This is a genomic window from Micromonospora cathayae (genome assembly GCF_028993575.1).
Taxonomy (GTDB): domain Bacteria; phylum Actinomycetota; class Actinomycetes; order Mycobacteriales; family Micromonosporaceae; genus Micromonospora; species Micromonospora cathayae.
This window is the reverse complement of the sequence record NZ_CP118615.1, coordinates 6080551-6107331: the sequence shown is the minus strand read 5'-3', so window position 1 is coordinate 6107331 and position 26781 is coordinate 6080551. Positions and strand designations below refer to the sequence as shown.

Below are 26781 nucleotides of genomic sequence, written 5' to 3'. Positions count from 1 at the left end.
GCGGGTCAACAGTCGGGCAGGACCTTGATGTCGTCTCCGCCGTCGAGGTTCAGCCAGGACCACGGGATGTAGTTCTTCCCGCTGTAGTTGATCCTGACCCACCAGGTGCTGGCCTTCTGGTCGTTGTAGATCCACGAGTCGACGTGCTCGCCCTTGACCTTGCAGTACGCCTGCCAGCGGGTGCCCGGCCTGGCCCAGCCGGCCTGCCGGTCGTTGTCCTGCCGGGGTACCTCGAACACCTCGTTGCCGTTGCGGCCGTCCACGTCCTTGTCGCAGTAGGTGCGCTGGTCGCCGTCCGGGCCGTTCACGCAGGTCGCCGTCCCGTACAGCGGCTTGGTGGTCGCGGTGGTCTTCGCGGTGCCCTGGCCGGCGGCGTTGGCCGCGGTCACCGTCACCGGGTACGACGTGCCCGGCGACAGCCCGGCGATGCTCAGCGACGTGCAGTTGCCCTTGCCGGTCCGGCCGTCGGCGGTGATCGTGCAGGTGGCCTGCCCGCCGCCGGCGTCCACGGTGACGTTCACCGTGACCGAGGTGGCGGTGGTCGACGACCCGGTTACGGTCACCCGGGGCTCGGCGACGGTCCGCGCGGTGTCGGTGGCCGCCCCGCCCGGCCCGGCCTCGTTGACGGCCTTCACCGTCACCGTGACGTTTTGCCCGTTGCCCAGCCCGTCCACGGTGGCCCGGGTGTCGGTCACCTCGACGGTCTTCCCGCCCACCTCGACCTGGTACTTCGTCACCGGCCGGCCGTTGTCGACCGCCGGGGTCCAGTCGGCCACCACCGCGCCCGGCCGGTCCGGCACGGTGGCCGCCCGCAGGTCCGCAGGCCGCTCGGGCGCGGTGAACGGCACCACCGTGTTGCTCACCGGCGACGCCTTCGACCCGGCTCCCCGGTCGTTCACCGCGACCACGGTGAACGCGTACTGCCGGCCGTACTCCAGCTCACCGGCCGGCACCACCAGCTCGGTGCCCTTCGTCTCGCCGGCCGGCGCGTTCGCTCCGGCCGACGCGGCGGTCACCACGTACTTGCCGATCTTCGCGCCCTGCCCGTCGGCCGCCGGCCAGCGGACCCGGACCGTGCCGTCCGGGCGTTCCTGCGCGGTCACCTCGGTCGGCGCGTCCGGCACCTCCGCCGTCGGCACCACCGGGTTGCTGGTCCGGGACGGGCCCGCGCCCTTGGCGTTCACCGCGTGCACCGTGAACCGGTACGTCTCGCCGTTGGTCAGCCCGGTGACGTCCACCGCCCGCTGGTTGGCGCCCACCTCGAGCTGCTTGCCGCCACCCTCCACCACGTACCGGGTGATCTCCGCGCCGTTGCTCGGGGCGGCCCGCCAGCTCACCCGGGCCGACGCGTCCCCGGCGGCGGCGGTCACGTTGCGGGGCGCGCCCGGCTTGCCGACCTGCGGTTTCTTCGGCGGAGGCGGCGGCGGGGGAGCCGGCGGCGGGTCACCGCCCAACACGTCGTTGGCGTACTTGTCGACCTCGCTGACCTTGTGCTTGTCGTCCACCACCCGGGCGGTCGACGAGTCCGGGGTGTTGATGAACAGGTGGTTCTCCCGGACCTCCAGCTCCACCGGCCCCCGGGAGCCCCGACCCTTGATGGTGTCGACGAGCTGACCGTCGCCGTCGAAGGCGTAGATCACCCCGCCGGTCTCGTCGGCACAGTAGAACCGGCCGGACCAGGCCACCGCCGGCTCCAGCCCGGCCCCGGCACCCGGCACGGTGAACTCCGTCACCGTCCCGTCGTCGCCGACCACGTGCACCGTACGGGCGTCCGGCACCGTCACCGGCACCCGCGCGCCGCTGGTGCGGGCCGGCAGGGTGCCCGGCCCGGCCGCCGGCAGGGCGACCTTGCGGACCTCGTCCCCGCGTACCGTGACCAGCGCCCCGGCCGTCCGGTCCAGCACCGCCACCCCGTCGTCCAGGGTGGAGACCACCAGCTCGTGCGCGCCGTCGGCCACCGTGTGGGTGCGGATCTGCTTCGGGCTCAACCCGCCGTCGGTGTTCGCGGCCGAGGCCGGCTGGTCCGGCAGCTTCGCCGCGGTGATCGCCGAGACGGTGCCCTCGCTCGGCACCGCGATCCACAGCCGGCCCTTGCCGTCGAACGCGCCGCCGGTGATGCCCGGCGGATACTGGATCGGCTCACCCACCGGCACCAGCGACCGCGGGTCCAACTGCCGGACCACGCCCTGCACCGCGTCCACCACGAACGCGGCGTCCTCGTGCAACGCCACGTTAACCCCCAGCCCGGGAGTGGTCCGGGTGGTCGCGGTGATCTGGAGGGTCGCCAGGTCCAGGGCGCTGACCTGACCGGTGTTCAGGTCCCGCAGCACCAGCAGCCGGTCGGTCTGCGCGACCTGCATCTGGTGGCGCTTCGCCTGCGGCACCTCGACCCGGGTGTCCACCTTGGCGGTGATCCCGTTGACCCGGGCCAGCTCACTGCGGGCGGTGCTCCACAACCAGGAGGAGGCGTCGAAGTTCGCCACCGCGTTGTCGGCGTACCCCAGGTTCAGCACGGTCAGGCCCATCGCGGCCAGCAGCGCGCTGACCGTACCGATGGTGACCATGCCGCCGCGCAGCCGCGACCGGCGGCGCTTCCCGCCGCCCGCCGTGACGTCCGGGCCGGTGGTGTCGTCGGTGCTGGCGGCGTCGTCGGTGGTGGCCACAGCCGGCTGCCTCCCCCATGTGATCGGACTCGCCCGAGCGTCGGGCCGGGGTGGCGCGCCGTCCCCGGCGACCCGCCCGTGAGCCGGGTGCCATCATATGGCCCGGTCGATACCGGGCCAACCCGCACCGTCCGGCTGCGGACACCCAGCGTATGCAGGGAGTATGTCGGGCTCAGCTCGGAGACGGGCGCGGCTCCCGGCTGGTGCAGACCTGAGTGGACGTCGCGTACTGCTCCGTCGAGTACACCGCCAGGACCGTGAAACAGTAGTCGACACGCGGGTTCAGCCCGTTGACCGTCCAGCTCGTCCGGCCCGGGTCGAGGGTGGCCATCGCCCCCAGCGGCTGCCCGGCCCGCCCACCGGCCACCACGAACGGCACCACCCCGCCCGACGGGTCCACCCAGGTCAGCCGGATGCTCGTCGAGTCGTCCCGCAACCGCAGCGCGGCCGGCGGTTCGAAACTGGCCGTCGGCACCGGCACCGGCGCCGGCTCCCCGGCCGTCGGCGGCAGGGTCGCCGTCCGTTCGTTCAGCACGTTGACGATCAGCACCGCCGCGCCGGCCAGCACCACCACGACCACCACCGCGGCGGCGGCCACCACCGCCACCAGCAACCGCCGGCCACCGCGCGACTCCGGCTCGCCGGTCGGGTACGCCGCCGGTCGGCTCTCCACCACCTGCAGGTACGTGGGCGCAAAGAACTCGCTCGCCTGCTCCGGTGTCGTCCTGTCCGGTACGGCAGGAGCCACCTGCTGCCCGGTTCCGACGACGGTGCCGGGGTGATCCGATCCCGCTGCGGGACCGGCCTGGCCTGCTCCCGCCACGGGCCCGGGGTGACCCGTCCCCGCCGAGGGCCCGTGGTGACCCGTCCCCGCCGAGGGCCCGTGGTGACCCGTCCCCGCCACGCTACCGGGACGACCTGTTGCCGCCACGGCCCCGGGGTGACCCGTCCCCGCTACCGGACCGGGCTGGCCGGGTCCGGCCGGGGCACCGGGCTGGCCGGGCGTGGACCAGGGCTGGTCGACCGTCCGTGTCGGGTAGCCACCGGTAACCGCCGGGTCCGGCGCCAGCCGCGGCGCGGGGACCCCGGACCGGGGAACCGTCGCCTCCGGCCAGGCCGGGGCGGCAGCCCCCGGCCCGGACGTGGAGGCCGGGGCCGGTGACCCCTGCACCGGGTCGATCAGGTCCCACGCCGGCGTACTGGGCACCCCGGTGGCAACCGGGCCGGGCGGTCCACTGCGCGGCACCGGCCCGCCGTCGTACGAGGTGGGCGCGGGCGGCCCGCTGTACGGGCTGACTGCCGGCGGCCCGCTGTACGGCGTGACTGCCGGCGGTCCGCTGACCGGCTCCTGGTACGGCACGGCGCTGACCGGCTGGGCGTACGGCGGTCCGCTGACCGGGGAACCCGGCGGTCCGCTGACCGGCGGACCGGGCGGTGCGCTGACCGGCTCCTGGTACGGCGGGCCACTGACCGGTTGCGCGTAGGGCGGCCCGCTCACCGGCTCCTGGTACGGCGGCCCGCTCACCGGTTGCGCGTAGGGCGGCCCACTGACGGGCTGGGCGTGCGGCGGCCCACTGACGGGCTGGGCGTGCGGCGGCCCGCTGACGGGCCGGGCATGCGGCGGGCCACTCACCGGTTGGGGGTGCGGGGGTCCGCTGACCGGAGGAACGCTCACCGGCGCCGGGCCGCCTGCGGACTCGCCGGGCGAGGGCGCCGGCGCGGTGGACGATCGGGCGGCAGGCGGCCGAGACCCCGGGTCGAGCGGGTTGATCTGCTGGACCAGTACGGTCGGCTCGTCCCACTCCCGGCCCATGACCGGCCGGGTGGCCTCCTCGCCGGCCGACGCCGGGGCCGAGATCGGCGATGCCTCCCCGCTGTCGGACGGCCCGGCGACCGGCGATGCCGGGGAGTCTCGTACCCGATCCTGTGGATGCTGCGGCGGTGGAAACGGTCGTGCCCTGTCCTGCTGCGGGTGCTGCGGACCGGGGGCGGTGGCCGGTGTCACCTGCGGTGGGGCCGGCGTGCCCTGCGGTGGTACCGACGGCCCGGGTGGGGCCGGGGGCGCGCTGCGCGGGCGGGGTGGGGCCCACTGAGCCTGCTGCTGCGGGGGCGCGGACTGCTGCGGATGCCGGACCGGCGTCGGTTCCGGTGGGACAGCCGGGGGGACCGGACCGGTGTCCGGTGGGCCGACGTGGACTGCCGGCCGAGGTGCGGTCTCCGGTTGACGCGGGGCGGGAACGGAGGTCATCGCCATGGTCGGGTCGTCCCCGGGCAGGCTGAGCGGCGTCGGTTCCGCCGGAGCCGGCTGCGGTGCGCCCGGACCGAGGTACTCCCGGGCGGTCCGTACCGCCGGATGGTCGTCGCCGAGCACGGCGGGCCCGGCACTGGCGACGCGTCGGTAGTTGCGGCGGGCCTCGTGCCGGTTGCCGAGTTCCTCGGCCACGCCGGCCAGGTCGAACGCGATGGCCAGCATCAGCGGGTCGGCGTGGCCCCAGCGGCGTTCCCCGGCGGCGAACGCCTCCTCCAGTACCCGGCGGGCGGCGGGCGGGTCGTCGGCCTCCCGGTGCAGTCGGGCGAGCAGGTGGGCGGTGCCCAGCAGGTCCGGATGGTCCTCGCCCAGCCGAGGGCGGGCCGCCTCGATCGTGTCCGCGAGGAGCTGACGGGCGCCGGCGGCATCGCCTCCGGCACGGAGGGCGAGAGCCCGGTTGCGGACGGCGGACAGGGGAGAAGGCTGGGACACACCGCCATGCTGCCGGTAGCCGACGGTGACCCGCCACCCCGGGTGTGTGACGAGCTGTCCCGGATCTTCGTTCCGCCTGGGATTCCCATCGGGTTGTCCAGTGATCATGGGCTTGACCAGGGCGGACCCGCTCTGCTCCGGGGCCGGGGAACGCGATGTGCATGATCGAGATCGGCGGTGTAAAGTAATGCCCCGTGCGGCCCGCCGGGCGGCCAGAGGGCGGTCAAAACCACTCTGGCGGCCAGGGTAGGCTGGACGATGTAGGTCCGGGTGGCGGAATGGCAGACGCGCTAGCTTGAGGTGCTAGTGCCCGTATAGGGCGTGGGGGTTCAAGTCCCCCCTCGGACACCAGTACGAAAACTCACGTAGAAGGCCGTTGACCTGGCACAACACAGGTCAGCGGCCTTGGTCGTTTCCCGGGTTGTTGCCGCCGTGGGATCACCGTGGGATCACGGGCTCTGTGACGCGTCGTCGGCGTCCGCCGATGGCCCGATCTTGCCTCCACCAGGTGAGCCGGTTACGGTCCCACTGCTGCGCATATAGGTGCGGCTGGCGGCAGAGCCCGCGACGCCGGGAGGCCGCCTGTTCACGTGGAGGAACAGTGGCAACGGTCGAGAAGAGGACCACGAAGGACGGCAAGACCACCCGGTGGCGGGTGAAGTGGCGCGAAGGCGGAGGCCGCGACGGCGATTGGGACGGCGAGACGTTCGACTACCAGGCCGACGCCAAGCGATTCAAGGCGCTCGTCGACGCGGCCGGCAACCGCCGGCCCGCCCCCGCGCAGCTGGTCGAGCACGGGTTCGCCCACCTGGCGCCCGCCCCAGCTACGACGCCCGTCGACGAGCCGGCCCCGATGACGTTCCGCGAGTACGCGCTGGCGTGGCTGGACACCCTGACGAAGCCGCACGTCGAGACGAAGCGGAAGTACCGGGAGCGGCTGGAGAAGCACGTCTTCCCCGTGCTGGGCGACAAGCCGATCACCGACATCACCCTCCGGATGATGCGCGAGTGGCAGACCGGCCTGCTGGAGGCCGGGCTCTCGCGCAAGACGATCGCCAACATCCGGGGCGAGTCGGTGTACCCGATCTTCCGCGCCGCATGCCGCCGGGGTGAGGACGGGGAGCCGCCCGTGCGGTCGTACAACCCGCTGGAGGGCCTGGCGCTGCCCGACGGCGTGAAGTACGAGCGGGACATCCTGGAGACGCCCGAGGACGCGGCGCTGTTCCTCACCGCGGCGTACGAGGTCGACCCGGAGGCGGCCGACCTGATCCTCGCCGCGCTGGCCACCGGCCTGCGCTGGGGCGAGGTCGCCGCCCTGACCGCCGAGGCGGTCCGGCTGCACCTCGGCACCGTCGAGGTGCGGCAGGTCCTGCGGAAGGTCAACCGGCGCTGGGTCGTCGAGCCGAAGCCGAAGACCAAGAAGGGCTACCGCTCGGTGCCGGTGCACCCGATGGTCATGGAGATGTTGAAGCGGCGCGCGGCCGCCGGCACGAAGTTCCTGTTCGTGGCGCCGCACGGCAACCACTGGCGGTACGAGGACTTCTACGACTGGCGGTGGGTGAAGATCCGCATGCTCGCCGAGTCACGGGGTCTGCGCGGGCACATCACGATGCACGGCCTGCGGCACTCGCTGCTGACGCTGCTGGCGAACGAGGGCCTGGAGCTGGCTGGCCTGACGCACCTCGCCGGGCACGCCCAGGTGTCCACCACGATGGACGTGTACGTGCACGCCACGACGTCCCACCACGAGCCGGTCCGGCGGATCGTCGGCGGCTTCCTGGAGGCCAGCATCCGCGCTGGCGAGGAGCAGCGGGCCTCTGGCGTCACCAGGGCCGGCGAGATTCGCGGACGGGTCCACCGGGCGACGAGACAGACGGCGGCAGCCGGCAAGACCGGGCCCGGCCGGTAGCGGGAAGCCGAACAGAGGAGGACGCTGATGACGGTCTACGGTCCGCACTGCTCGCACGCAGAGTGCGGGTGGATCGCGTGTGACCACACGGGCGAGGTCGAATACTCGTGCCGCGACCAGGCCACCTGCCCGTACTGCGGCCCGGAGTCGCCCGACTGGCCCCGGATCGCCAAGGCCGAACTGGCGTGGACGATCGAGTATGCGGGGACTGCCGACCCGGACGAGCTGCGCGCCCTGGACGTGCCGCCGAACGTGGTCGAGCGAGCCGAGCTGATCGCCGCGCACTACCGGCCAGACGCCCCAGCCGCAGACCCGGAGGCCGGCGGCCGGTAGGCGGGTACGAAGAAGCGGGCGGCGAGCCACAGGGGGTGGGCTCGCCGCCCGCTTCGTGTGCCGACCCGGGTCGCCGGGCCGGAGTCTCCTAGGACGGACCAGAGGTGGTGCGGGGGCCACCGGGTGCCGGCATCTGACCGGCGTGGAACCGATGGGTGCGATGTAGCGATCGCTGGCCGGTGGCCCCCACGATCAGCGGCGGGCCAGCGCCGGGTACTTCTTGTAGGCGGCTTCCAGGTCCGCGTCGGTGAAGCGGACGCAGCGACCGAGCCGGTGGCAGGAGATGCGGCCCTTGGACACCCAGCGCCGGAGAGTGCTCTCCGCGATGCGCAGCTTCGCCGCAGCTTCGGCGTAGGTGTAGTCCGTAGGCACCTCGTCCTCCCCAGCTCCTCGGCATCACCTGCCGGGTCACTGTAGACCATTGCGGCCCTCTAGGTCTACGGTGGGCTACGCCAGGCCACGACGAGATCGGCACCATGCCGCCGGTCTCGCCGATCGCCGGCTATGCGGCTACCATCTGGCACTGCGTGTGCATTGCGCACGGCGCGTTGGAAGTGCTGTTGGTGGCACGCCGCCCTACCGGGGCGGAGGACCAGGTTCGAGTCCTGGCCGGCGCTCGACGCCCGGCCACGGGGAAGGTGGTGAGCGGCGTGTTCCACGGCAGCATCCCGGCCGACCTGCGCTCGATCATCTACGAGCACGCCGAGTCCTGGCCGGACACCGACCTCTACGTCGGGTGCTCGGGGAACTTCACGATCGAGCGGACCCTCCACAGCCGGCCGGGCGAGCGCCGGGCCATCCACGGCAACGACGTCCAGGCGTACTCGAGCGCGCTGGGCTGGTGGCTCGCCGGCCGCGAGCTGGACTACCGGCTCAAGGAGGAGCACCGCGACGAGCTGGCCTGGCTGGAGCCGTACCTGGCCACGTCGACCGACACCCTGGCAACGCTGATGCTCGGCACCCGGTTCCTCCAGTACGTCGGCCGCCAGGGCGTCTACTACGAGCGGATGGTCCGGGCGACCGCCGGCCAGTTCCCGACGATGCACGCCAAGACGGTGGCGAAGCTGAACGCGCTGACCCTGCGCCTGGCTGACTTCTACTGCGGGGACGTGCGGGACTACCTGCGCGACGTCGTGCCGGCCGACGCGCCGGTGGCGATGTTCCCGCCGTTCTACGCCGGCGACTACGAGGCGCAGTTCGCCGGCATTGACGAGTTCTTCGACTGGCCCGCGCCGAGCTACGACCTGCTCGACGAGGACGGCAAGGAGGAGATCATCGGCGCGGTCCTCGACCGGCCGAACTGGATCCTTGGCCTGCACATCGCCCGCGACGAGCTGCGCCCCTGGCTGCGCGGCGTCGTCCAGACCAGCAACCGTGGCATGCCGATCTACGTCTACGCCTCCTCGGGCGCCCGGCGCGTCGTCGCGCCCACCCAGCAGGTCGCGCCGATCCTCATGCCGAAGATCGGACCGACGGACGACCTTGGCGACCGCATGGCGCTGCACGTGCTGAACGGCGGCCAGTTCGCCGCCGTCCGGTCGCAGTTCATGAGCAAGACGATCCTGCCCGGGTCGCCGCTGCTCGCCTGCGGCGTCAGCGTCGACGGCCGACTCATCGGGGCGTTCGCCTACCTGCCACCCAAGTTCGACCCGAGCACCGCCTACCTCATGAGCGACTTCCCCGTGTCGTGGACCCGGTACCGCCGGCTGGCGAAGCTGATCGTGATGGCGGCCGCCAGCCGCGAGGCCCAGCTGCTGCTCCAGAGGTCCCTGTCGAAGCGGCTCACGGGCTGGTCGACTACGGCGTTCACCGACCGGCCGAACAGCGCGAAGTACGGCCGGGGCATCCCCGGCGTGAAGCTGCAGAAGCGCAGCGAGCCGGCCGCCGACGGCATCCACCGCTACCAGCTCCAGTACGGCGGCCCGCTGGGCGACTGGACCCTCGCCGAGGCGCTGGCGGAGTGGAAGCGCCGCCACGGGAAGGACATGCGATGAGCGACGTCGACGAGCTGCCCCTGGACCCGCGGCTGATGACCGTCCGGCCGCAGGACCTGACGCTGCTGGAGGTCAACGCGCGGTACATGCGCAAGGAGCAGTACGACCGCCTGGTGGCGAACGTCAAGCGGGACGGCTGCCTGACCAGCGTGCCGCTGGTGTGGCACGACGTCGCCAACGACCGGAAGGTGGTGCTGTCGGGCAACCACCGGGTCATGGCGTCCATCGACGCCGGGCTCACCGAGATCACGGTCATGGTCGTACAGCAGCAACTGTCGCGTGCCCGACAGGTCGCGCTCCAGCTCTCGCACAACGCCATCGCCGGCGAGGACGACCCGGCCACGTTGAAGCAGCTGTACGAGGAGCTGGACGACGTGGACTGGCGGGCCTACTCGGGCCTCGACGACAAGCAGCTCGACCTGCTCGCGCAGGTCGACCTCGAGGGCCTGGCGGAGGCCAACCTCGACTTCGCCACGATCCAGCTGGTGTTCCTGCCGCACGAGCTGGACGCCGCCCGCACCAGCTTCGACGAGGCGCGGAAGCTCGTGCAGGCCGACGGCCGCTGGCTCGCCGGGTACGTCGACTACGAAGCCACCCTGGACGCCCTCGCCACCACCCACGGTGCCCACAACGTCGGGAACGTGGCCACCGCCCTCGGGCTGATCCTCACGGTGTTCGAGCGGCACCTCGGCGAGCTGCGCGACGGCGTGTGGTACGACCCGGAGACCGGCGAGCCCATCGGCAACGCGCACCGACTGGTGCCGATCGAGACGGTGCTGGAGACGCGCTCCATGCCGGCAGACGCGGCGGCCGTTCTCACCCGCGCCGTCGACCAGCTCGTCCGCAAGGGCGACGTGCCCGCCGACCAGAGGTGGCGGGCACTCGAACTCCTCGCCGCTGACTACCTGGCCGGGTAGGGATGCGACGACTGCGGCTCCGCCTGCCCGAAGAGCAAGTCGGGGTCCTTGCCCGGCACCAGGACGCAGTGCCAGCGCAGCACGACGTTCCGCTCCAGCGAAACGATGACGGTGCTCTCGTCCACGTACTCGTCGACCACCCGCATAGTCGGATCGTCGGGCAGGTTCGCCGTCTTCGCCTCACCACGCAGCCCGACCCTGGCCGGCACCGTCACGTAGCCGGACTGCACACCGGTCCCGGTCGACTCCACCGGCCGCCACGCCAACGCGTCGTAGTCGACGTCCATGACGTGGATCCGCAACTGCTCGACCTGGGGCGGCGACGGCAGCCGCAGCTCGTCGTCGAACACCCTGCCGGCCACGATTCCGCCGCCCCAGCGGTACTGGATGTGGTCACCGACGAGGTCCCAGCACTCCTTCTTCACCAGGGCGAGGAGCTTCTGGTTGAGGACATGGGCCTTGGCGCCGTCGGTGCGGGTGAGGCGCAGCGCCTCCGCGTACGGGATGCCCTGCTGCTGGGCCAGCTTCTTGGCCCGGTTGTCCCTGCTCACGGTCAATCCATCCTCCGGTGGACCCCACGCGACCACCGGCGTCATTGGATACACCGGAGCCACAAGACCTGCGTGACGGTCAACGCCTTGTCCCTCGGTGCCGCATCACCGGGCGTGGGCCGGCGCGGCAGGAGAAACCGGCGGCGCAGAGCCACCGTGAGAGCCACGGTAAGCCAGCAGCGCCGCTCCCGGCAACCCGGGCGAGCGGTACGGCACGTCACTGAGCTGCGGCTATGGAGCCGCAATGCATCACTGCGACCCCTGAGGAGGAAGAGATGAGCGACAGCTCCCACAGCAACCCGTACACCGGCCTCGACGACCGCCAGCGGTACGAACTGGACCGGCGCTGCGACCACCACCCGCCGAGCCCTGCGGCCGTCGAGCAGCACCAGGCGTGGCGCAAGACGATCAAGGACGCGATGGCGTACGCGATGCAGCACCTGCCCTCCGGCCGCGAGACGTCGATGACCCTGAGCGCCCTGGACGACGCCCTGATGTACGGCAACGCCGCCATCGCCCGACCTCCGATGCCGGGAGGCAGGAAGAGCGGCCACTGAGACGGGGCTGCCCGGCCAGCCCTTCCCCGCCGGCCGGGCAGCCCGCACCACCAGCACGACGAGGAGGTGACCTTGAGCGAGCCGGAGATCCTGCCCTGGGACCGCCAGCGCGGCGAGCCCGAGAGGGCGTACGGCTACTTCGCCGTGTACCGCGACTTCGGCCGCACCCGCAGCGTCGCGAAGGTCGCCACGGAGGTCCACAAAAGCCGGGAATACCTCCACAAGCTCGCCACCAAGTGGAGGTGGGTGCAGCGGGCACAGGCGTGGGACCGAGAAGAGGACCGGCTGTACGCCGAGGGCCTGGCCGAGCAGCGGCGCGACATGGCCAGGCGGCACGCCCGGATCGCGTCGGCGCTGCAAGGGAAGATCGTCGCCCGGTTGCAGTCCCTGGACGCGTCGAAGCTCAGCCCCGGCGACATCGCCCGGTGGCTGGAGGTGGCGACCCGGGTCGAGCGGCTGGCCCTGGGCCTGCCCGACTCGACGACGGCGCACACGGGCCCGGACGGCGGGCCGATCCGCGCCGAGGTCGAACAGATGACCGAACAGCAGCGCGCCGACTTCTTCCGGGCGCTGATGGCCGAGGCCGCCGCCCGCGCCGGCCAGGCGGCCCCTGGTGCCGAGCCCGGCGACCCGGGCGGCGACGAGGACGACGAGGACGGAGAGGTGGCCGATGGGCCAGCGGAGCAAGCCTGACGGCGAGGCGTGGATCGCCGTGGAGGTGCGGATGCCGCGCTGGGCGGTGTGGGTCGTGGCGGCCGGCTCGGTGCTGATGGGGATGGCCGGCGTGGCGTTGGTGGCGCTGCGGTGGTGAGACGCGGCCCTCGGTCGGCGCGGCTGCTGACCGCGCACCGGACGCCGGCCCCGGCGTACCAGCCGAGCGGCCCGGTCCACGGCCCGGCCGGAGCCGGCCCCCTGTCACCAGCGCCGAGCCTCAGCGTGCCGCCGGCCCCGCCGCTGCCTCCCGCGCAGCGGCGGGCCCTGGCCCGGAGGGCGTGGGCCTGGCGGGCGCTGCTGGCCGCCTGGACGGCGCTGACCGTGGCCGCCGGGTGGGCCGGGCTGCGGTGGGTCGGGCCAGCGTCGCTGGGCTGCCTGCCGGTCATGGTGGCGGTTGGGCTGACGCTGGCCTGGTGCGCGGCGGTCGACGGCCGCCAGCGCGAAGCCGAGATGCGGGCCGAGGGCTGAGCCGTGCTGCTGGCGTACCCGGACCCGGCGCTGATGACCGACGCCGAGCTGGCCGCGTACCTGCGCGAGGTGTCGGAGGTGCAGGGCCTCGTCCGGTACGACTGGCGGCGGCACGCCCGGCCCGAGCAGATGGAGCCGGCGTTCTACCGGATCTGGATGCTGCTGGCGGGCCGTGGCTTCGGTAAGACCCGCACCGGTGCCGAGACGGTGCGCGGCTGGGCGGGGACGAAGCCGGGCGGGCACTACGCGGTGATCGCCAAGACGCACCGCGAGGTGTACAACGTCTGCTTCACAGCCCGGCGTGCCGGCCTGCTGGCGGTCATCCCCCCGAAGGAGGTGCGGACGTTCAACAAGAGCGAGCCGTACCTGGAGCTGACCAACGGGGCGATCATCCGGGGCTTCGGCGCGCAGGATCCGGACACGCTGCGCGGCTACGACTTCGACGGCTGCTGGCTCGACGAGTACGCGGCGTGGCCGTTGCAGACGGCGCAGGGCGTGTTCGACATGCTGTGGTTCTGCATGCGCGAGGCGGCGAGCCCGCGCATGGTCATCAGCACGACGCCGAAGCCGCTGCCGCACGTGAAGAAGCTGCTGGCGCGGGCGAAGAAGCAGGCCGCGCGTGGCCGCCGACCCCGGGTGGTCATCACCCGCGGCCGGACGTTGGACAACGCCGAGAACCTGTCACCCGAGGCGCTGGAAGAGCTGCTGGAGCAGTACGGCGGCACCCGGCTAGGCCGGCAGGAGCTGGACGCCGAGCTGCTGTCCGACGTCGACGGCGCGCTGTGGAAGTCGGCGTGGATCGAAGCTGGCCGGGTCGAGAAGGAGGACGTGCCGCCGCTGGTGCGGACCGTCGTGTCGGTTGACCCGGCGGACACGGTGTCGGAGACGAGCGACGAGACGGGCATCGTCGCGGTCGGCCGGGGCGAGGACGGCGAGCACTACGTGCTGGCGGACCGGAGCATGAAGATCGCCGGTATGGCGGCGGCCCGCCGGATCTGGCAGTGCTACCTGGACGTCGACGCCGACGTGGTGATCTACGAGGGGTCGTCGGCGTGGCTGCGGGACATCCTCGTCGACGCGTGGGTGGCCATGCAGAAGGAGGGCCTGGTCGGCGGCGGTGACCCGCCGATCGACGTGGTGCAGGCCCGGTCCAGCAAGCGGGTGCGCGCCGAGCCGGTGGCCGCCCGGTACGAGGTCGACCCGCCTCGGGTGCATCACGTGGGGACGTTCCCGGCGCTGGAGGACCAGCTGACGACTTGGACGCCGGAGTCGGGGGACTCGCCGGACCGGCTGGACGCCCTGGTGCACGGGGTGACGTACCTGCGGTCGAAGGAGTCTCGGCGGGCGGTGGTGGCGTCGCCGTTGCGGCGCAAAGTCCCAGGTCAGGGCGGTTCCTGATTGGACGGTAATGATCTTGACTGATACAATGATTATGTACGGCTCTGATCCGTACACGTGTTCACGTGGAGAAGGAAGGACCAAGAGGTGACCGCACCAACCAAGGCCCGGCGTCCCAAGACGAAGGCGCCGTACCTGGCCCAGCTCGACCCGCGAGAGCTGGTCGCGCACCCGAGCAACCTGCGGCGTGCCCTCGGCGACCTGACCGAGATGCGCGCCTCGATCGCCGCGTACGGCGTGTGGCAGGCCCTGACCGTCGTCCCCGAGGACGGCGGCCACCGCATCGTCGCCGGCCACCGGCGGGCCGCCGCCGCAGCCGAGGCACTGGAAGCCGGCGAGTGGCCGGAGGGCATGGCACAGACCGTGCCGTGCCTCGTCCGCCCGGACATGGTGGGCCTGAGCCCCGAGCAGGTCGTCGCCATGCTGGTCGAGAACGACCAGCGCGCCAACCTCACCGAGTCGGAGCGGGCCGCCGGGTACGCGCAGCTGGAGCTGTTCGGCCTGGACGTAGCCGAGATCGCCCGGCGCACCGGCCGGAAGAAGGAGCACGTCCAGTCCGCGCTCAAGCTGACTAAGCTCGGCACCGCGGCCACCGCAGCGGCCGACGAGGGCCGGCTGACCCTGGAGGACGTCGCCGAGCTGGCCGAGTTCGAGGACGACCCGGAGACGATGGAGAAGATCCTCAAGGACGTCTCCAGCGGCTGGGGCATCAAGCACAAGGTCAGCGACGAGCGCCGCAAGCGGAAGGTCAAGGAGGCCGTCGCCGCGATCACGGCCGAGCTGGAAGCGGCCGGCGTGACGATCGTGAAAAAGCCGAAGGGGTGGCCGTACGACTGCGCGATGGCGCGCGTCGACCAGCTCCAGACGGCAGACGGTCAGGACATCGACCCGGAGGCGGTGAAGGCGCTCGCCGGGTACGGCGCGATCATCGAGGAGCGGTACGACTCGGCCGGGGCGTTCATCGTCTGCCTCGACCCCGAGTCCCACGGGTACAAGCGGACCGGGCACAGCTACTACAAGAGCCCGGCCGAGATCGCCGCCAAGGAGGCTGCCGCAAAGGCCCAGCAGGAGTTGCGGGCCCGGCTCAAGCAGTCCGCGGCCGTGCGGCGGAAGTTCCTCGTCGAGAAGTACGGCAGCGCGAAGGGTGCGAAGACGCTCCTGGTCGAGGCGATGCGGTTCGCCGTGGTGTGGCCCGACTTTCTCCAGCACAGCCTCGCCCGGGAACTCATCAAGGAGCTGTGCGGCGGCGACCTGACCGAGGGCGTGACCGCCGGGCAGGACCGGCTGAACCGGCTGTTGGTGGCCCGGCTGATCAGCGCGCAGGAGGAGAACACGGAGCGGGTCGCCGACGGCCGGTGGTCGGCGCACAAGGACCTGATCGTGCTGTGGCTAAACCGCCTGGAGGAGGACGGCTACGAGCTGTCCAAGGCCGAGGCGACGATGCGCGCCCAGCTCATCGCCGAGGAGGAGGAGCGGAAGCACGCCGAGGCCGAGGAAGAGGAGGAAGAGGCGAGGTACCTGGCCGAGCTGGAAGCCGAGGTAGCCCACGACGACGGCGACGCCCCAGCGGTCGTCGACGTCCACCTGCCCGAGCACGACGTCGAGCCGGGCGACAGCGAGCCCGACCCGTGCGCGGAGGCCGACCTGGACACGGGCGAGTCCGAGGCCAGCGAGTGAGTGTGACCCCGACGGGTCAGCCTGCGGTGCGCACCAGCTCGGTGCGCACCGCAGGCGCCTGCCCGACCGACGACATGGAGGACCTGGTGGACGTCGAGCTGCTGCGCGGCAGCTGCCCGGCCTGCGAGGTGGCCATCGGCGAGACGCACGCCGACGACTGCGACGTGGCCGAGTGCCTGGCCACCGGCCGCAAGCGCATGTGGTGCCGGGCGCAGCGCGACTCGGCAGGCCACGACTGCGGCCGAGCCGACTGGACCGGCCGGTGGCCGGGCCACGCGGAGTCCCGCGAGTTCGGTTGGCACGTCCGGTGGGACGCCGACGCCCAGCGGTGGGAGCGGTGCTCGCCGGACGTGGAGGGCTCGGGCCCGGACCTGAGCCGGCTGTACGAGCACGCGCGCTGGGACTCGGCCGCCCGCCGCTGGAGGCGGTGCCGTGCCGTGGCGTTCAGCAGGGCCATGCGCGGCGGGCGGGCCACCATCGAGGAGCTGGCCAAACCGGTGCGCCGGTGGTGCGCCGAGCAGGGCTACGAGCTGGTCGGTGTGCACGTCGGCACCCGCGGCTGGCGGGAGACGGTGCACGACCTCGCCGCCGGCCGGGCCGACATGGTGGCGGTGCCCTCGGTTGAGCAGTTGGGGCTGGCGTCCAAGCAGGTGTTCGAGCGGATCAAGGCGGTGCACGCGGCAGGCGGCAAGGTTGTTGGCCCCCACGTGCGCGTCAACGCGGACGGCACAGTCGTCGAGTCGCTGATCGCCGGAGAGTGAGGGAGGGCTCACGTGGAGAACGAGGGGAAGCGCGGCGCGTTCGACCTGGCGCGGGAGGCGCTGCTTGCCCGCTACGGGACCCTCGACCCGGACCGGCTGCGGGCGGCGGGCGCGGACGAGGTAGAGATCGGCGCGGTGGTGAGGATCGCCGAGCGGGACGGCACGGGTGTGGTGCGGGAGAAGCGGTTCATCCTGGCGTGCCCGCCGACGAACATCAACGAGCTGCTGGCGGGCCAGGGCATGCCGCAGTACGTTCCGACGGTCGACCACACGCTGACCCAGTGCGTGGAGTGCGGCACGGACATGTGGATCGGCTCGAAGCAGCGGGAGGCAGCGAGTCGGGCGCCAAACGCGACGGTAGCGCTGTGCCTGCCGTGTGCGGTGGCGGAGACGAAGCGGCGCGGCGGCGCGGTCGTCCAGCACCTCGGCGGTGGCGATGGTCGACCTCGGCTGTCGAGCTAGTCCGCGAGGCGGACTAGCGATGCGACGCTAGTCCGCGTGGCGGACCAACCTGGGGCGGGTCACCGAGACGTGGCCCGCCCCTCCGTGCCGCAGTTCCCGTCGCTGACCGGCGGGCCCGCGTCGTGGGTCAGTGCGGAAGTTCGTCAGCCGTCCGAGACCGCCGGAGGTGACGTGCCGGGGCCGCTGGCGCGGGTAGCCTGCGAAGGTGAGCACACCATCCGGCGACTACACGGCAACGCTTCCCCGCAAGCGCATGGGCGCGGCAGTTCTGTTCACCGACGCTGCCGGGCGGGCATTGCTGGTCGAGCCTGTCTACAAGGACTACTGGGAGATCGTCGGCGGGTGCGTCGACGCGGACGAGTCCCCTCGGCAGGCGGCGGTCCGCGAGGTGAAGGAGGAGCTGGGCAAGTCGATCATGCCTGGCCGGCTGTTGGTGACCGACTGGGTGCCGCCGCGGCCGGGCCGCACCGAGGGCGTGATGTTCGTCTACGACGGCGGCACCCTCGATGAGGTGGGCACGGCCGACATCCACCTGCCGCCGGACGAGCTGAGCAGCTGGGCCTGGTGCGCCGAGGAGCAGATCCGGGAGCGGATGTCGGAGCTGCTGGCACGCCGGGTCGTCGCTGCGCTGCGGGCCAAGGCCGAGGGCACGATGTTCGACCTGGAGAACGGCTTCTACACGCACTGACGTGCGTCGGCGGCGCGCTTCCTCATGAGGATGAAGCGCGCCGCCTCTCTGTTCAGGCCGTCTTGCCGTAGCGGTCGGCGGCCGCGATGCCGGGCCGGATCGGCACAACACGGGCGACCGGTTCGCCCAGGAGGGTGATGCCACCAGAGCGGTAAAGGCTGTCGTGGATGCCGTCGGCGTACAGCAGCCCGGTCAGGTCGGCACGGGCCTTGGCGACCGGGTGAGCCCGCTGGAACCCGGCCGCACCGATCAGCGGCGCGAGGTCCGCGACGGCCCGCACGGCGGTGTCGACGCCGGCCGCCTTGCCGACCCGCGCCGCGAAGTCGGCGTGCGGGTGCGCGTCGCCGGCCAGACGGCTGATGGTGATCGCGGCCAGCAGCGCGGCGGTTATCTCGGCATGGGTACGGCCGAGAACCACAAGGGCGTTGTCCCGCACCCGGGGCAGCACCCCGACCCGGGTCTTGGCGGCCAGGGCGTCGGTGACCAGAGTGTGCACCCCGGCGGCGGTGCCCAACGCGGTCGCAGTGATCAGCGGCCGGAACCGAGCGAAGTGCCGCCGGAACACCCCGAGACCATCACCGGTGCGACCGACCATGTCGGTTGCCGGGTCGACGGGCACCTCGTGCAGGCGCAGCACGCCCCACGACCAACCGCCCAGGCCGAACGGCTCGATCACCTCCCGCTCCAGCCGCGGCTGATCCACGTCGACCGCGGCCGCGCTGATCCGGCCGTCCGGGTCGCGGAAGAACACCACGAACCCGGCCGATTCCATCAAGCGCGACACCCAGCACTTCTCGCCGGTCAGCCGCCAGGTCCCATCACGGCGCACGGTAGCCCTGGTGGTGATCTCCTGGATACGTGAGCCGCCGTGCCGCTCGGTCGCGGCGATCCCGACCAGCTCCCCGGCGGCAAGCAGCGCGCCCCAGCGGGTGCCGGCCTGCGGGGTGCCCTCGGCCAGGATCATCGCCCCGTGCCCCGGTCCTGTGGCATCGCGTAGGTCCAGGTCGTGGAACCCGGCGGTGAACTGTGCCAGGGTCTGCCAGACCAGTCCCGCCCGCCCTGCCGGGGCGCGGTGCCCCCGGGCGGCGAGCTCGCGGCGCAGGCCGAGCAGCCACCGCGACCAGGCGGCCGGATCCTGTGGGGAGGTCGATGCGGTCGCGCACAGGCCGCCGAAGGCGTCGGCCAGCCGGTGCAGGTCCAGCCAGCCGGTGTCGTCGATCTCCGGCACGGTGGTGCGCAGCGGGTCGAGCCACGTCATCGCGCTCGTCACAGGTTTACCTTTCCGTGCTGGGTGGCGGGCACGCCGTAGACGATGGCGCGGGCACGCACGTCCTTGGTGACGACCGATCCGGCGCCGACCAGGGCGTGCTCGCCGATCGTGACGCCGGCGAGGATGACCGCGCCGGAGCCGACCTTGCAGCCGTAGGCGAAGCTCGGCGGCAGCAGTGGCTGCTCGTTGTCCGGGTCGCGCCAGATCAGCTCCTTGTCGTTGATGGTGCGCACCCCGGCGCCGATGAACGTCCGGTCCTCGACCACGGTGTCGGCGGTCAGGTGTGAGCCGGGCGAGCAGCGCACCCCGTCGCCGATGGTGCAGCCGCGCTCGACGGTCAGGTTCGCGGCAAGCTGGCTGCCGGTGCCGACCTTGACGTTGGTGCGCAGCAGCGTGTTGTGACCGATGGTGGTGTCGTCGCCGATGCTGGCTCCGGCGTAGACGGTCGCGCCGGCGCGCAGCACCACCCCGGAGCCGATCGTGGTGGGTGAGCCCGCACCCTGGTAGACGCGGCGCAGGGCGTAGCCGTACTCGGGCTCGCCCACCGTCGCGCGGTGCCCGATGCGAGTGTCGCGGCCTACCGTGGTGCCGCCGTGCACGACCGTGAACGCGCCGACAGCGACCCGGTCGCCGAGCGCGATCGGTCGGATAGTGCCCAGCATGTCGGCGGGCAGGAACACTGCGGCAGGGTGGATCTGGCAGCCGTCGCCGAGTTCCAGCAGTCCAGCGTGCACGAGGTCGGTGACGGTGGCCGGGGTGTCCGGTGTGGTCAGATGCATCATCGCGCAACTCCTTGTCTCGCCTGGGTGGATGTACCCAGCACACCGGCTTACGCGGCCGAATCGAAGACGTCACCGGGCAGGGCGCAACCTGCTTGCACAACCCGCAAACATCGGTCACGCTCAAACTCCCCCCATCGTGATGGAGGTGCCGGTTGAGCACCTGGACCGCGTGGACCACGATGCCGGCCGTCGCGCAGGCGGCCAGCAGCGGCGACTACGGCACCGTGCTGCGCACCGCGCGAGTAGCGGCCGGGCTGAACCTGGAGGAGGCCGCCGCGTTGGCCGGGTTCTCCGCCTCGACGCTGAGCCGGATGGAGACCAAACGCAACCGCCACTGGGACGTGCGCGACCTGCGCCGCCTCGCCGAGGTGTTCGCCATCCCGGCGCACCTGTTCGGGCTGTCGCGATCGACCTTCGACACCAGCACAGTTAGCCTGAGCACAGGTGTCGATGAGGATGGTGACCCGATGCGCCGACGCGAGCTGATCGCGACGACCGCCGCCGCGGTGACGGGAACGATGGTTTTACCTCTGGACCATGCCGCCGCCGCGCACGGCATGGCCGACACCGTCGAGGACGTGCTGTTTGGCCGGGTCAGCGTTGCACCCATTCCGGGGAATCAGCTGGCCGCGCAGCTGTCCGCCGCCCGCGCCGACTTCCGGGCTACCCGCTACAGCCAGCTCGCCCGCCGCCTGCCCCGGCTGCTGTCGCAGGCCATCGTCGGCCACGACACCGCCGCCGTCGATGATGCGCCGCGGGCGGCCAACCGCCTGGCTCAGGCGTACAACGTGGCCACCCAACTGCTGATCAAGCTGCACGACAACGGCATGGCTTGGGCCACCGCCGATCGCGCGGTGCAGGCCGCCCGCGGCGGCGACGATCCGATGGTGCTGGCCGAAGCACGCAGGCTTGCCGCCACAGTCATGCGCCGCACCCAGCACCGCGACGGCGCGCAAAAGCTCATGCTCGACACCGCCCGAGCGCTGCAGGCCGACACCGGCCTGCCCGACGCCGCTCACAGCGCACTGTATGGGCAACTGCTGGCTGCGGCCTCGTACACCGCCGCGATGCGCGACGACCGCGACAGCGCCTGGACCTTGCTCGGCGAGGCCGAAGAGGCCGCCCGCAGGGCCGGCGGCACCAAGCCCGACCGGTTCAACATGCTCGAACTGGCCGTCTACAAGATCAGCGTATCGCGGGTGCTTGGCGACTACGGCACCGCCGTTGACTACGCGCGGCTGGTCGACCCGACCCGGATCATCTCGCCGGAGCGCCGTGCTCGGTACTGGGAGGACACCGCCCTGGCACTGCACGGCCGCGGCCGCCCGCAGGCCACGTTCCAGGCGCTGCTGGCTGCCGAACGGGACACCCCGCAGGAGGTCCGGTTCCGGCCCTGGGCGCAGCAGCTCACCGCCGACCTGCTCTCCCGCAACAGCCACAGCCTGCCAGGCGTGCGCGAGTTCGCTGGCCGCGTCGGGGTGCTCTGACCCGCCTCACGCCACGCGGGTGTCCGCTCGGCGTACACGCGGGCGGATATAGGGAGCCGTGGCTCGCGTGCGTTTTTGAAGTGGCGCATCGGCGCTGCGCCCATGCAGAGTGGACCAGCCAACGCCCAGAGAGACGGTGAGCCCATGACAGCCTCGATCCAACTCAGCGACGGGGACCGGCTTGAGATCGATGCGTACCGCGAGGCCCTGCGAATGACACCGGCCATCGGTGGTGCCCGGATCGAGCTTGGCCTGACGGTCGCCCGTGTGCCGGTCCAACCGATTGCGAACCCGTCCCCGAACGTGGTGCCCGCTGCCGAGCAGCGGCACCGGGTGACAGCCGCGCTGTACGTGAGCACGCGCCTGCCCCAGCAGGACCGTCGGTACCTCTGCCAGTTGGAGGCCGAGCACCTGGTGACCGCCGTCGAGCGGTCCACGAAGTTTCGCGTGTACGGATTCATCCCAGACCAGCAGTTACGCGTTCTCGAAGAGCTGCGTGCCGGCAAAGGGCTGTGGCTGATTCTTGCGCTGAATGTGTCGTTGGTTGAGGGCAAGGTGGCCCGGCTCGCGGAGGCCGCCGGGGACCTTAGCTTCAGCGTGGGCGCCGGTGAGTGGTCCGAACAGATGGAGAACGTTGACGCCGGCACGTTCGTCGAGGTCCTAGTGTCGATGGCGGGCGGCGAGGATTACGCCGGCGCCGTTGCGCTGCTGCGCGAGGCGCGAACGCTGCTGAGGGACAATAAGGTCGACCCTGCGCTGCTGGCGGCCCGCAAAGCCTTGGAGGTGGTCCGCGCCTCGTACGGCACGGAGGCTGTCTACAAGGAGGCGGTGAAGCAGCGCCCGGCGCAGCGCGACCTGCGTGCGCGGTGGGCAGTGATGGTCGAGGACCTGTTCTCGACGCTGAGTGGCGCGCTGCACAACGACGGGGTGACGAAGGACTTCTCGTATAGCCGCGAGGACGGCGCGACCCTCATCGCTGCGACGGCCGGGATGCTGGGCCGGCTGGCCAAGGAGCGGCAACTGGCTTAAGGGCGGTAGCGGGCGGGTCATGGCGTCGCCGTGACCCGCCACCGGCCAGACAGGCCGAGAGTTGGACGTTTGGCCCTATTTCTCCGTTTGGTCGCTATGGGTGTCTATGATGCGCCGCCATGCCCCCGATAGGCTCACCGTCAACGTGGAGCGGGGAGTGAAATATGAGTGGCCGCCTCACCCTGTCGTGGGTGAACAAGGACCAGGCGTTGGTGCCGACCGACGAGGGCGGATACCAGTGGGTCGACCGTGATGACCCGCGGGTCACTGAGGTGCGCCTGCTTCATCAGGCCGAGCGGATCGGCGAGGTGACGGACACGCTCAACGACAACCTGCTCATCCGGGGAGACAGCTACGACGCCCTCCACGCCCTCATCCGGACGCCCGAGTACGCCGCCCGTTACCGCCGCAAGGTCAAGCTCGTGTACATCGACCCGCCGTTCAACACCGGGCAGGCGTTCGAGCACTACGACGACGCCTTGGAACACTCCGTGTGGCTCGGCATGATGCGAGAACGGTTGTTACTCATCCGGGAACTGCTGGCTCCCGACGGCTCGGTGTGGGTTCATCTCGATGATGCCGAGATGGCCTACTGCCGAGTGCTTATGGACGAGATCTTTGGCCGTGGAAATTTTGTAGCGACGGTTGTATGGGAAACGGACCAAGGCCGGAGAAACGACACCGACATCTCGATCGTGCAAGACTACATTTTGTTGTACGCGGCCGATCGCTCGTCCTGGCGGAACGCGCGTAATCTGCTTCCGCGTACGGCCGAGCAAGAGAAGCGCTACAAGAATCCCGACGGCGACCCGCGTGGCCCTTGGTTGCAGGGCGCCGACAGTACCGCCCGATCCGGAACAGAAGCATTGCGTTACCCGATCACGTTGCCGTCCGGAAGGGTGGTGTACCCACCGTCAGGTGTGTACTGGCGGTTCTCTAAAGAAAACTTCGAACGAGCCCTCGCCGAGGACCGGGTCTATTTCGGGGTCGACGGTGACCGTATGCCCATTGTTAAGCGTTACCTCACTGAGGTGCAAGCGGGTGTCGTACCACGCACGTGGTGGCCGGCCAACGAGGTTGGCAGCAACATGAGCGCGAAACGCGACCACCTGAGGAAGCTCTTCCCTGGCGTGGCCGCCTTTGCGACGCCAAAGCCGGAGGGCCTGCTCCATCGCATCATTCACATCGCCACCAACCCCGGCGACATCGTCTTGGACTGCTTCGGTGGGTCGGGAACGACCGGTGCCGTGGCGCACAAGATGGGGCGCCAGTGGGTACTGGCGGAGGTGTCGCCGAGCACGGTCGAGACCTTCACCAAGCCACGGCTGACGAAGGTTGTGAACGGTGAGGACCCGGGCGGAATCACGCAGGAAGTCGAGTGGAATGGGGGCGGCGGCTTTCGGGTCCTGGAGGTCGGGCCGTCGCTGTACGAACGCGCCGCGGATCGGCTGCTGCTTGCCGATTGGGCGAAGGGTGACATGTTTGCACGGGCTGTCGCGTCCCAGATGGGGTTCGCGTATGAACTCGATGGCCCGTTCGCCGGTCGCAAGGGACGTACCCGGCTCGCTGTTGTTGATGGCGTGGCTGATGACGTGGTGGTCAAGTCCATCGTGTCTTACCTGGACGAGGAAGAACGGGTAACCATCGTGGCGAAGAGCGCTGCCCCCGACGCCGCTGAGCTTCTGCGCCAGATGAGCAAGGGTTCACGCCTGCTCAAGGCTCCCGGCGATCTGGTGCGTCGCGGGAAGGTCGTGCGATGACCTGGCTACCGTACGACGAAGCGCTCGTCGACGAGATCACGGCCCGCATGGCGTTGCGTGAGCCAAACGCCGAGGCGCTTAGCGCTGTCGCGAAAGCGGTGGCCGAGGGTGATGGCATTGAGGTGGTCTGTGACCTCGCGACCGGCGTTGGTAAGACCTACCTCGCTGCGGCGCTTTTGGATTACCTCGCGAGCAAGGGGGTGCGGAACGTCCTTCTCGTTACGCCGGGGAAGACCATCCAGGACAAGACGGTTGCAAACTTCACGCCAGGGCACCCCAAGTTCATTCCCGGGGCGGAGTTCCAGCCCATCCTCATCACCTCAGAGAACTTCTCGCGGGGGCAGGTGGGGGACGCCCTGCATGACGAATCAGTCGTCAAGTTGTTCGTGTTCAACGTTCAGCAGCTCATCAGGCCTACCGCTCTGACCTCGCGCAAGGTGCGGGACACGGACGAGTTCATCGGCTCTGGCCTGTACGAGCACCTCCAACAAGCGGATGACCTGGTGATCATCGCTGATGAACACCACGTCTACCGGTCCAGCGCGCGGGCGTTTGGTGCGGCTGTTCGGGAGTTGACGCCGCGGGCTCTCGTCGGGCTAACCGCAACACCGGACGAAGGTGACCTGCGGAAGGTCATCTACAAGTACACGCTCGCGGATGCCATTGCGGATGGGTGGGTGAAGATCCCCGTCATCGTCTACCGCGAGGATGGGATCAAGGACATCAACACCCAGCTCGCCGACGCGTGTCACCTGCGTGCGCGCAAGGAGGCGGTTTGGCGCTCCTGGGCCGAACACAACGGTCGCGCAGCGGTCACGCCCGTCTTGTTCGTCGTCTGCCAGTCGATCGCCGACGCGGAACGGGTCGCCGAGACGCTGACCGGCGACACCTACTTGCCAGGCGAGGGACGAGTCCTGCTCATCACTTCGCAGTCGAGCGACCAGGCCCTCAGTGCACTTGCGGCGGTGGAGGCCCCGGAATCGCCCGTGCGCGCTGTCGTGTCCGTGGACAAGCTCAAGGAGGGCTGGGACGTCAAGAACATCGGCGTCATCGTCGGCTACCGAGCCCTCGCGTCCCAGACTCTCACCGAGCAGGTCCTAGGCCGGGGCTTGCGCCTGCCGTTTGGTGAACGCGTCGGCGTGCCGGCGATCGACCAGGTCGACCTCGTTGCGCATGACTCTTACCGGCAGTTGTTGGCGCAGAAGAACGCGCTGCTTCAGCGGGTGGTGCCGCCGACGGAGCAGCCGGCTCCCAAGCCGCATCCGGACGCAACCCAACAGCCGCTACCGATCGGGGGGCAGCCAAAACTCCCCGGGGTCCAGGAAATCGAGGGCCAAGGAACGCTGAGCCTCGTCGGAGCGGCGAGGATCGCAGGTGGCCAGGCAGTCGACGGGTCACTGATGCTGCAGCTCTCCTCGGTCGAAGCGGCGTCAGCGCAGCACGACCGCGACGAGCAAGCCACCCAGAAGATCCTCTACAAGGTGGAGGGCGCGCCGACGATCACCTTCCCGCGGCGAGAGCGGGAGGTACTGCCGGTCCAGTTCTCGCTGAGTGCGATCAGGAACGCTGACGCCCAGGCTGAGGGGGCGGGTTTTCGACACGAGTTCGCGGTCCAGCTCTCGCGCAAGGCCCTGATCGCCGAGCGCGACATGCTCGGCAACGTTAACGTGCGGGAACAGCGGGTGGAGGAAGAGGACGCCACGCAGCGCTATGTTCCGGTACCTGAGGTGCGCAAGGACCTGGAGGATCGGATCTGGGGCCTTGGCTTGGTCGAGCAGTCGCTTCCTGAACTCAACGCTGCCCAACGGATCACGCGGGAGTTTTTGCTCGGTGCTGGAGTGGTCGACGATGACGACGAGGCCTTGTGGAGCGAGCGTCGGGCTCAGCAGGCAGCAAGAGCCATCGCGGAGCTGATCCGGACCAACTTCAACATGCGCAAGCTCCAGCCGCAGTACGCCTTCCGTCCGGTGGACATACCGATACGGCGGTCCATGCCAGGTGATGTTGACAGCAAATGGGGCGAATTCATCAAACGCCGGTGGTACGAGGGTTGGGACCGCTCGATCCAGCCAGTCGCCAGCTTCGATGCCAAGACCACCGAATGGGCCCTTGCCCACATGTTCGACACGTCACGCCTAGTGGAATGGTGGATTCGGCTCTATGAGCCCGGCGAGGTGTGGATCGAGCGCGACAACGGGCGAAAGTATTACCCGGACTTCATCGTTCTGGACACGGACGGCGCATATTGGGTCGTCGAGGGCAAGTCCGACCGCGATGCGGGCGACATCGATGTGCTTGACAAGAAGCGGAGCGGGGAAGAGTGGGCCAGGACGGTCCGTGACGACGGGCGGTTCGGAATTTGGCGTTACGTCTTTGCGACTGAGACGCACATCAAGCAGGCCAAGAGCTGGGAGGAGTTGCTAGTGCGGACGCGCCCGGAGCGGTAGATTCTTCCGCCTCCCGCTTTCGTCGCAGCCTTCGGCGGTCGCCGGCTCGACTCGCAGGCGCCTGCGTGCGCGGCTGGCAGGGCCAGGTGTCCGCCGCAGGTGCATGGCCGCCAATCGCGGACGGGCAGGTCGCCGGTGTGGTCGTGCCCATTGAGGTACTCGGGGCATTAGGCT

General features: G+C 70.7%; 24 protein-coding genes, 2 tRNA genes and 1 pseudogene. 20 read left to right on the top strand and 7 right to left on the bottom strand.

Going from position 1 to position 26781, the window contains the following annotated elements:
- Positions 1–5: 5 nt before the first annotated feature.
- Positions 6–2564 (bottom strand): fibronectin type III domain-containing protein, encoded by a 2559-nt coding sequence (locus PVK37_RS26905; protein WP_275035238.1) that lies wholly within the window; start codon positions 2562–2564, stop codon positions 6–8.
- A 271-nt stretch (positions 2565–2835) separates the two neighbouring features.
- Positions 2836–3411: a fibronectin type III domain-containing protein gene (locus tag PVK37_RS26900; RefSeq protein ID WP_275035345.1), complete on the bottom strand. Its 576-nt coding sequence runs from the start codon at positions 3409–3411 to the stop codon at positions 2836–2838.
- Between the two features lie 463 nt (positions 3412–3874).
- Here PVK37_RS26900 and PVK37_RS26895 point away from each other — a divergent pair, with 463 nt between their 5' ends.
- Positions 3875–4147 carry a hypothetical protein gene (locus tag PVK37_RS26895; protein WP_275035344.1) on the top strand — a complete coding sequence of 91 codons (273 nt, stop codon included), beginning with the start codon at positions 3875–3877 and terminating at the stop codon, positions 4145–4147.
- 1082 nt (positions 4148–5229) lie between these two features.
- Here PVK37_RS26895 and PVK37_RS26890 read toward each other — a convergent pair.
- Positions 5230–5511: pseudogene (locus tag PVK37_RS26890) on the bottom strand (hypothetical protein); the annotation flags it as partial.
- Positions 5512–5667: 156 nt separating this feature from the next.
- On the opposite strand from PVK37_RS26890, the gene PVK37_RS26885 reads away from it, so the two are divergent.
- From PVK37_RS26885 to PVK37_RS26875, 3 genes are all read left to right on the top strand, one after another.
- Positions 5668–5754: transfer RNA gene (locus PVK37_RS26885), tRNA-Leu, on the top strand.
- A gap of 250 nt (positions 5755–6004) precedes the next feature.
- On the top strand, positions 6005–7312 hold the full coding sequence (locus tag PVK37_RS26880) for a tyrosine-type recombinase/integrase (RefSeq protein WP_275030614.1): 1308 nt from the start codon (positions 6005–6007) through the stop codon (positions 7310–7312).
- A 27-nt stretch (positions 7313–7339) separates the two neighbouring features.
- A complete protein-coding gene (locus PVK37_RS26875; protein ID WP_275030613.1) occupies positions 7340–7645 on the top strand; it encodes a hypothetical protein in 306 nt (101 codons plus the stop codon).
- Positions 7646–7837: 192 nt separating this feature from the next.
- On the opposite strand, the gene PVK37_RS26870 is transcribed toward PVK37_RS26875, so the two are convergent.
- Positions 7838–8017 carry a helix-turn-helix domain-containing protein gene (locus PVK37_RS26870; RefSeq protein ID WP_275030612.1) on the bottom strand — a complete coding sequence of 60 codons (180 nt, stop codon included), beginning with the start codon at positions 8015–8017 and terminating at the stop codon, positions 7838–7840.
- A 173-nt stretch (positions 8018–8190) separates the two neighbouring features.
- Between PVK37_RS26870 and PVK37_RS26865 the strand changes: the two genes are divergently transcribed.
- The 3 genes from PVK37_RS26865 (at position 8191) to PVK37_RS26855 (ending at position 10556) form a co-directional block, all read left to right on the top strand.
- Positions 8191–8262: transfer RNA gene (locus PVK37_RS26865), tRNA-Gly, on the top strand.
- Between the two features lie 24 nt (positions 8263–8286).
- A complete protein-coding gene (locus PVK37_RS26860; RefSeq protein ID WP_275030611.1) occupies positions 8287–9639 on the top strand; it encodes a putative antirestriction adenine methyltransferase in 1353 nt (450 codons plus the stop codon).
- Positions 9636–10556, top strand: a complete 921-nt coding sequence (locus PVK37_RS26855) for a ParB N-terminal domain-containing protein (protein WP_275030610.1) — start codon at positions 9636–9638, stop codon at positions 10554–10556. The genes PVK37_RS26860 and PVK37_RS26855 overlap by 4 nt, the downstream gene beginning before the upstream one ends.
- Here PVK37_RS26855 and PVK37_RS26850 read toward each other — a convergent pair.
- Positions 10541–11107 (bottom strand): hypothetical protein, encoded by a 567-nt coding sequence (locus PVK37_RS26850; RefSeq protein ID WP_275030609.1) that lies wholly within the window; start codon positions 11105–11107, stop codon positions 10541–10543. The genes PVK37_RS26855 and PVK37_RS26850 overlap by 16 nt on opposite strands.
- Before the next feature lie 275 nt (positions 11108–11382).
- Between PVK37_RS26850 and PVK37_RS26845 the strand changes: the two genes are divergently transcribed.
- The 9 genes from PVK37_RS26845 (at position 11383) to PVK37_RS26805 (ending at position 17832) form a co-directional block, all read left to right on the top strand.
- Positions 11383–11664, top strand: a complete 282-nt coding sequence (locus tag PVK37_RS26845) for an Acb2/Tad1 domain-containing protein (protein ID WP_275030608.1) — start codon at positions 11383–11385, stop codon at positions 11662–11664.
- A 72-nt stretch (positions 11665–11736) separates the two neighbouring features.
- Positions 11737–12357 carry a hypothetical protein gene (locus PVK37_RS26840; RefSeq protein ID WP_275030607.1) on the top strand — a complete coding sequence of 207 codons (621 nt, stop codon included), beginning with the start codon at positions 11737–11739 and terminating at the stop codon, positions 12355–12357.
- On the top strand, positions 12335–12475 hold the full coding sequence (locus tag PVK37_RS26835; RefSeq protein ID WP_275030605.1) for a hypothetical protein: 141 nt from the start codon (positions 12335–12337) through the stop codon (positions 12473–12475). Before PVK37_RS26840 ends, PVK37_RS26835 begins: the two co-directional genes overlap by 23 nt.
- Positions 12472–12846: a hypothetical protein gene (locus PVK37_RS26830; RefSeq protein WP_275030603.1), complete on the top strand. Its 375-nt coding sequence runs from the start codon at positions 12472–12474 to the stop codon at positions 12844–12846. The genes PVK37_RS26835 and PVK37_RS26830 overlap by 4 nt, the downstream gene beginning before the upstream one ends.
- Before the next feature lie 3 nt (positions 12847–12849).
- Positions 12850–14244: a terminase large subunit domain-containing protein gene (locus tag PVK37_RS26825; protein ID WP_275030602.1), complete on the top strand. Its 1395-nt coding sequence runs from the start codon at positions 12850–12852 to the stop codon at positions 14242–14244.
- A gap of 87 nt (positions 14245–14331) precedes the next feature.
- Positions 14332–15921 (top strand): ParB/RepB/Spo0J family partition protein, encoded by a 1590-nt coding sequence (locus PVK37_RS26820; RefSeq protein WP_275030601.1) that lies wholly within the window; start codon positions 14332–14334, stop codon positions 15919–15921.
- 26 nt (positions 15922–15947) lie between these two features.
- On the top strand, positions 15948–16682 hold the full coding sequence (locus PVK37_RS26815; protein WP_275030600.1) for a hypothetical protein: 735 nt from the start codon (positions 15948–15950) through the stop codon (positions 16680–16682).
- A gap of 12 nt (positions 16683–16694) precedes the next feature.
- Entirely contained in the window at positions 16695–17144 is a 450-nt protein-coding gene (locus PVK37_RS26810; RefSeq protein WP_275030599.1) for a hypothetical protein, read from the top strand.
- A gap of 205 nt (positions 17145–17349) precedes the next feature.
- On the top strand, positions 17350–17832 hold the full coding sequence (locus tag PVK37_RS26805; RefSeq protein ID WP_341483400.1) for an NUDIX domain-containing protein: 483 nt from the start codon (positions 17350–17352) through the stop codon (positions 17830–17832).
- Between the two features lie 52 nt (positions 17833–17884).
- Here PVK37_RS26805 and PVK37_RS26800 read toward each other — a convergent pair whose 3' ends face one another.
- Positions 17885–19102: an acyl-CoA dehydrogenase family protein gene (locus PVK37_RS26800; protein WP_275030598.1), complete on the bottom strand. Its 1218-nt coding sequence runs from the start codon at positions 19100–19102 to the stop codon at positions 17885–17887.
- The gene (locus PVK37_RS26795; RefSeq protein ID WP_275030597.1) at positions 19099–19884 is read right to left on the bottom strand and encodes a DapH/DapD/GlmU-related protein; all 786 of its coding nucleotides are present in this window, start codon (positions 19882–19884) and stop codon (positions 19099–19101) included. Before PVK37_RS26795 ends, PVK37_RS26800 begins: the two co-directional genes overlap by 4 nt.
- A 152-nt stretch (positions 19885–20036) precedes the next feature.
- Here PVK37_RS26795 and PVK37_RS26790 point away from each other — a divergent pair, with 152 nt between their 5' ends.
- The 4 genes from PVK37_RS26790 to PVK37_RS26775 all read left to right on the top strand — a co-directional run bounded on the left by PVK37_RS26790 (position 20037) and on the right by PVK37_RS26775 (position 26607).
- Complete coding sequence (locus PVK37_RS26790) at positions 20037–21371, top strand: helix-turn-helix domain-containing protein (RefSeq protein WP_275030596.1); 1335 nt, start codon at positions 20037–20039, stop codon at positions 21369–21371.
- Positions 21372–21515: 144 nt separating this feature from the next.
- A complete protein-coding gene (locus PVK37_RS26785; RefSeq protein WP_275030595.1) occupies positions 21516–22400 on the top strand; it encodes a hypothetical protein in 885 nt (294 codons plus the stop codon).
- Positions 22401–22591: 191 nt separating this feature from the next.
- Positions 22592–24160, top strand: coding sequence for a site-specific DNA-methyltransferase (locus tag PVK37_RS26780; protein WP_275030594.1), 1569 nt, complete (start codon positions 22592–22594; stop codon positions 24158–24160).
- Positions 24157–26607 carry a DEAD/DEAH box helicase gene (locus PVK37_RS26775; RefSeq protein WP_275030593.1) on the top strand — a complete coding sequence of 817 codons (2451 nt, stop codon included), beginning with the start codon at positions 24157–24159 and terminating at the stop codon, positions 26605–26607. Before PVK37_RS26780 ends, PVK37_RS26775 begins: the two co-directional genes overlap by 4 nt.
- The last annotated feature ends 174 nt before the right edge of the window (positions 26608–26781 follow it).

Bases quoted from the DNA above. Each gene is read 5' to 3' on its own strand.
- PVK37_RS26875 (WP_275030613.1), top strand. From the start codon at position 7,340: ATGACGGTCTACGGTCCGCACTGCTCGCACGCAGAGTGCGGGTGGATC.
- PVK37_RS26835 (WP_275030605.1), top strand. From the start codon at position 12,335: ATGGGCCAGCGGAGCAAGCCTGACGGCGAGGCGTGGATCGCCGTGGAG.
- PVK37_RS26785 (WP_275030595.1), top strand. From the start codon at position 21,516: ATGACAGCCTCGATCCAACTCAGCGACGGGGACCGGCTTGAGATCGAT.
- PVK37_RS26845 (WP_275030608.1), top strand. From the start codon at position 11,383: ATGAGCGACAGCTCCCACAGCAACCCGTACACCGGCCTCGACGACCGC.
- PVK37_RS26905 (WP_275035238.1), bottom strand. From the start codon at position 2,564: ATGGTCACCATCGGTACGGTCAGCGCGCTGCTGGCCGCGATGGGCCTG.
- PVK37_RS26775 (WP_275030593.1), top strand. From the start codon at position 24,157: ATGACCTGGCTACCGTACGACGAAGCGCTCGTCGACGAGATCACGGCC.
- PVK37_RS26795 (WP_275030597.1), bottom strand. From the start codon at position 19,884: ATGATGCATCTGACCACACCGGACACCCCGGCCACCGTCACCGACCTC.
- PVK37_RS26855 (WP_275030610.1), top strand. From the start codon at position 9,636: ATGAGCGACGTCGACGAGCTGCCCCTGGACCCGCGGCTGATGACCGTC.